The sequence below is a fragment of the Frankia sp. CcCS3 genome, assembly GCF_977927575.1.
The window spans coordinates 42,021-45,601 of record NZ_CDWRCL010000005.1 but is presented as its reverse complement, the minus strand read 5'-3'; the positions used below and the strand labels follow the sequence as shown (position 1 = coordinate 45,601).

General features: G+C 66.8%; 2 protein-coding genes and 3 pseudogenes. 2 read left to right on the top strand and 3 right to left on the bottom strand.

The features are described 5' to 3' along the window. Window positions 1-100: 100 nt before the first annotated feature. Both AC08OQ_RS01205 and AC08OQ_RS01200 read left to right on the top strand, forming a co-directional pair. Window positions 101-788, top strand: a pseudogene (locus AC08OQ_RS01205) (glycosyltransferase family 2 protein); the annotation flags it as partial. Continuing rightward, complete coding sequence (locus AC08OQ_RS01200; RefSeq protein WP_462189157.1) at window positions 785-1,816, top strand: glycosyltransferase family 2 protein; 1,032 nt, start codon at window positions 785-787, stop codon at window positions 1,814-1,816. The pseudogene AC08OQ_RS01205 and the gene AC08OQ_RS01200, both read left to right, overlap by 4 nt. A 316-nt stretch (window positions 1,817-2,132) precedes the next feature. Here the strand turns inward: AC08OQ_RS01200 and AC08OQ_RS01195 are convergent. The 3 genes and pseudogenes from AC08OQ_RS01195 to AC08OQ_RS01185 form a co-directional block, all read right to left on the bottom strand. Next, window positions 2,133-2,279, bottom strand: a pseudogene (locus AC08OQ_RS01195) (family 16 glycosylhydrolase); the annotation flags it as partial. Window positions 2,280-2,290: 11 nt separating this feature from the next. Next, window positions 2,291-2,587: pseudogene (locus AC08OQ_RS01190) on the bottom strand (glycoside hydrolase family 16 protein); the annotation flags it as partial. An 891-nt stretch (window positions 2,588-3,478) separates the two neighbouring features. Then, the coding region (locus AC08OQ_RS01185) for a sugar transferase (protein ID WP_476601737.1) at window positions 3,479-3,581 on the bottom strand (103 nt) is incomplete at its 5' end.

Below are 3,581 nucleotides of genomic sequence, written 5' to 3'. Positions count from 1 at the left end.
TTCGGCTACCGCAACCCCGAAAACCAGCGGCTACGAACACGCTGCGCAACCACCCGCCGAGCCCGCAGATGCCTCAAACCCGCTTAACTTCGAAGAGCCCGTAAACCAGACCCGCCGCGGGAAGGGTAACGCGTTGGCCTGTGGATTCGCGGCGGCCACCGGCTCCATCATCGTCATGCTCGACGCGGACGGCTCCGCCGATCCCGGTGAGATCGACGCCTATCGTGTCCGCGCTTGTCCTCGGCGCAGACTTCGCGAAGGGCTCCCGCTTCTGCGCTGGCGGTGGGAGCAGCGACATCACCCAGCTGCGCCGCCTGGGCAACCGGGTATTCAACGGCCTGGTCAACCTGCTGATCGGCAGTCGCTACACCGACCTATGCTACGGCTACAACGCCTTCTGGCGGCATTGCCTGCCAGTGCTGGAGATGGAGCCCGGCCGCACCGACTCGGTGAAGCGATGGGGTGATGGGTTCGAAGTCGAGACCCTCATCAACATGCGGGTCGCGCTCGCCGGCATGCGCGTAGTCGAGGTGCCCAGCTACGAGCACTACCGGATCCATGGCGCCAGCAACCTCAACGCGCTCTCCGACGGCACCCGGGTGCTGCGCACCATCCTGGTCGAGGCCCGTGGCAAGGCCCGGATCCGGCCACGTGCCACCGTCCCGCCGCACCCACTGCTCGACATCCCCGAGCAGAAGCATGCGCCGACCACCCCACTCGGCCTGAGCACCCCGGCCGGCCCCGCCGCCTCGATCACCACCTCCACGACGCGGCTGGAGAACGCGTGACCCACGATGTGACCAGCAGCATTCCAGGCCTGGGGCAGTTCGGCGTCCTCGGCTCCGGTAGTCGCACCGGAACCGGACCCCACGCCGCGCATCTTCCCGGGTCGCGGTCTGCTGACGACCGACCGAGCGCGTCCGTGGTCGTGTGCTGCTACACCGAGGCCCGTTGGGACGACCTCTGCGCGGCCGTCGCCAGCGCCCACGACCAACTCGGGGTACACGACGAGCTTGTCCTCGTCGTTGACAACAACGAGGCCCTGCTGCGACGTGCCGTCAGCGCCATGCCGGATGTCACCGTGGTGGCGAGCACGGGCCCACGCGGCCTGTCCGGCGCACGCAACACCGGCATCGCGGCCACCACAGGCGACATCGTCGTCTTCCTCGATGACGATGCCAGGGCGGAACCGAGCTGGCTCGAGCGCATGCTTGCCCCGTATGCCGATTCCCGTGTCATGGGAGTCGGTGGTGCCGCCCGTCCGGCCTGGCCCACCACCCGGCCCACATGGTTCCCGCCCGAGTTCGACTGGGTCGTCGGATGCAGCTACGAGGGTCTGCCCACCTCACGGGCGCCCGTCCGCAACCCGATCGGCGCATCCATGTCCTTTCGGCGCTCGGCCTTCGATGCGGTCGGCGACTTCACGCACGGCATCGGCCGCACAGGCACGGACCCGATGGGCTGCGAGGAGACGGAGTTCGGGATTCGGCTGCGCCAGTCCGATCCGAAGGCGGTCGTTCTCTACGAGCCCGCATCGGTGGTCGCCCATCGGGTGACCACCGAACGAACAACCTTCACCTACTTCCGGCGACGCTGCTATGCCGAGGGACTGTCCAAGGCGCGGGTTGCCGGGCTCGTCGGCCAGGAATCAGCCCTGGAGGCGGAGCGGACGTATGTGAGTCGGACCCTTCCCCGGGCTGTCTGGCGTGATCTGTCCAGCGCCGGTCACCGCTCGCGCGCAGCGGCGATCGTCTTCGGAGTGGCCGCGACATCCTGCGGCTACCTACGCGGGCGACTCGGACGCCGAGCAGGCTAAGCACGATGAGGGCCGGCCCGGGAACGTACCCGAGCGAGGACCCGCGCGGTGTGGGTGACGGAGAGCAGGTCTCGGCTCCCCGTCACCCACACCCGGCACGCCTCGTCACGTAGGTCACCCACCCGGCGGCAACCGCTCCCGCCAAACCCCCTGTGCCACCACTGCGGCCATCGTTGTGCCAGACGTCTCAGAGCAGGTTCGCCGGCGCCCGGTAGATCTTGATCCAGTCGACGAACATCGTGACCGTTGGCGGCGTCTGTGCGTTCCTGCACGGGACCACCTGAAAACAGCCTCGATCATGCTGAAGCGTCATATGCATCGGCTTTACCGGGATCATATTGCGTTCGCGCGCATTCGTCGGCCGCCTGACCGTCCAGGTTGGCTTACCGTCCAGATAATATACGATACGATTCGGCAACCATTCCACCCCGACTGTGTGCCACTGGGTAAAATCAGCGTACACTTTTTTTCCAACTGCCGATTATCGCTGCCGAAATGAAGGAAGTTACTGCCGACCTGACGCTGCGGGTCCGGGACCTCAATGACGTCGATCTCCCCGTCGACCGGCCACTTCTCAGACTGCGGCCAGAGCAGTACCACCGCCGAGTACCCGGACCCCCGCTCCACGCGAATCCGCGCCTCCCACCGCCCGTACCGCAGGTTGATGCGGCTGGCGACACCGCCGGAAACGTCACGCCCAGCCGCATCGATCCATCCGGTGAGCCGCAGCGTGCCGTTCGCCACCGAGACGTTGGCCGGTGACCTGGGCATCAGCGGGACCTGCGGCGAGTCGTAGATCGTCCACCGGTTCGGGTCGAGCGTGTTCCCGTTGAAGGAGTCGGCGTAGACCGGCGTTCCCCAGACCGGATTCGGCGCCCATGTCGACGTCGAACCCGGCGGATCACTGACAGCCGACGGCGCGGACGGGGACGGGGACGGGGACGCCGGCAGGGTGGAGGCCCCCGACGACGCAGGCTGCTTGTCGGACGGATCCGACGACATCCCCGGCTGCGGGGTCGACGAGGCTGACGTCGGCCCACCGGGCAAGGCCGACCCCCCATCCTCGCCATCGGACGTCCAAGCCGGTCCGCAGGCGGCCACCAGCACCAACAAAACTATCAAAAGTCGACGGTCGGGCCGCCGAACGGTCTTTCGCATGACAACCCCCGCCGCAGATCGCTCCACCGTGCTCCCCAGACAGCGACGGCGACGGCACCGGCACGAGTAACAGGACCGTAGCCATTGTCCGTCGCACACGGTTCCTCGTGGACACGGATTGCCAACTCCGAAGACGCGGTCTGCCCGGCACCCAGCATGCCATCCGGACATCGGCCGTGGCTATCCGAGGAGATTTTAATTTTAACGTCGACGCCAGGCGCATCAAACCTAGACCGGCCGTTAGAATAACGGACCCGCGGGTCCGCGGCACGCCAAGCATGAACAGGTGCCCGCCACGCAGGGAGGGCCGGTCGGGGCTGCGAAGCCAGATGAGCAAACTATACGCGAGGACGGCGAGACGGAAGCACCGGCAGCTGTTCTGGCCGGCCTGGTTGCGGTTCGGTCCGCCTGATGCATCCCTGACCACACATTGAGGTTGGCGACCGTGCCCGTGTTGTGCGACCGGCTACGGTCCGGGACGGATACGGCGCAGTACGCTCCCTTTTAGTACGCACCCTCGCGGCGCAGGACCGCGAACACGGTACGCCAGAGGATGTAGAAGTCGAGGGGCAGCGACCAGTTCTGCACGTACCGCAGATCCAAGCGC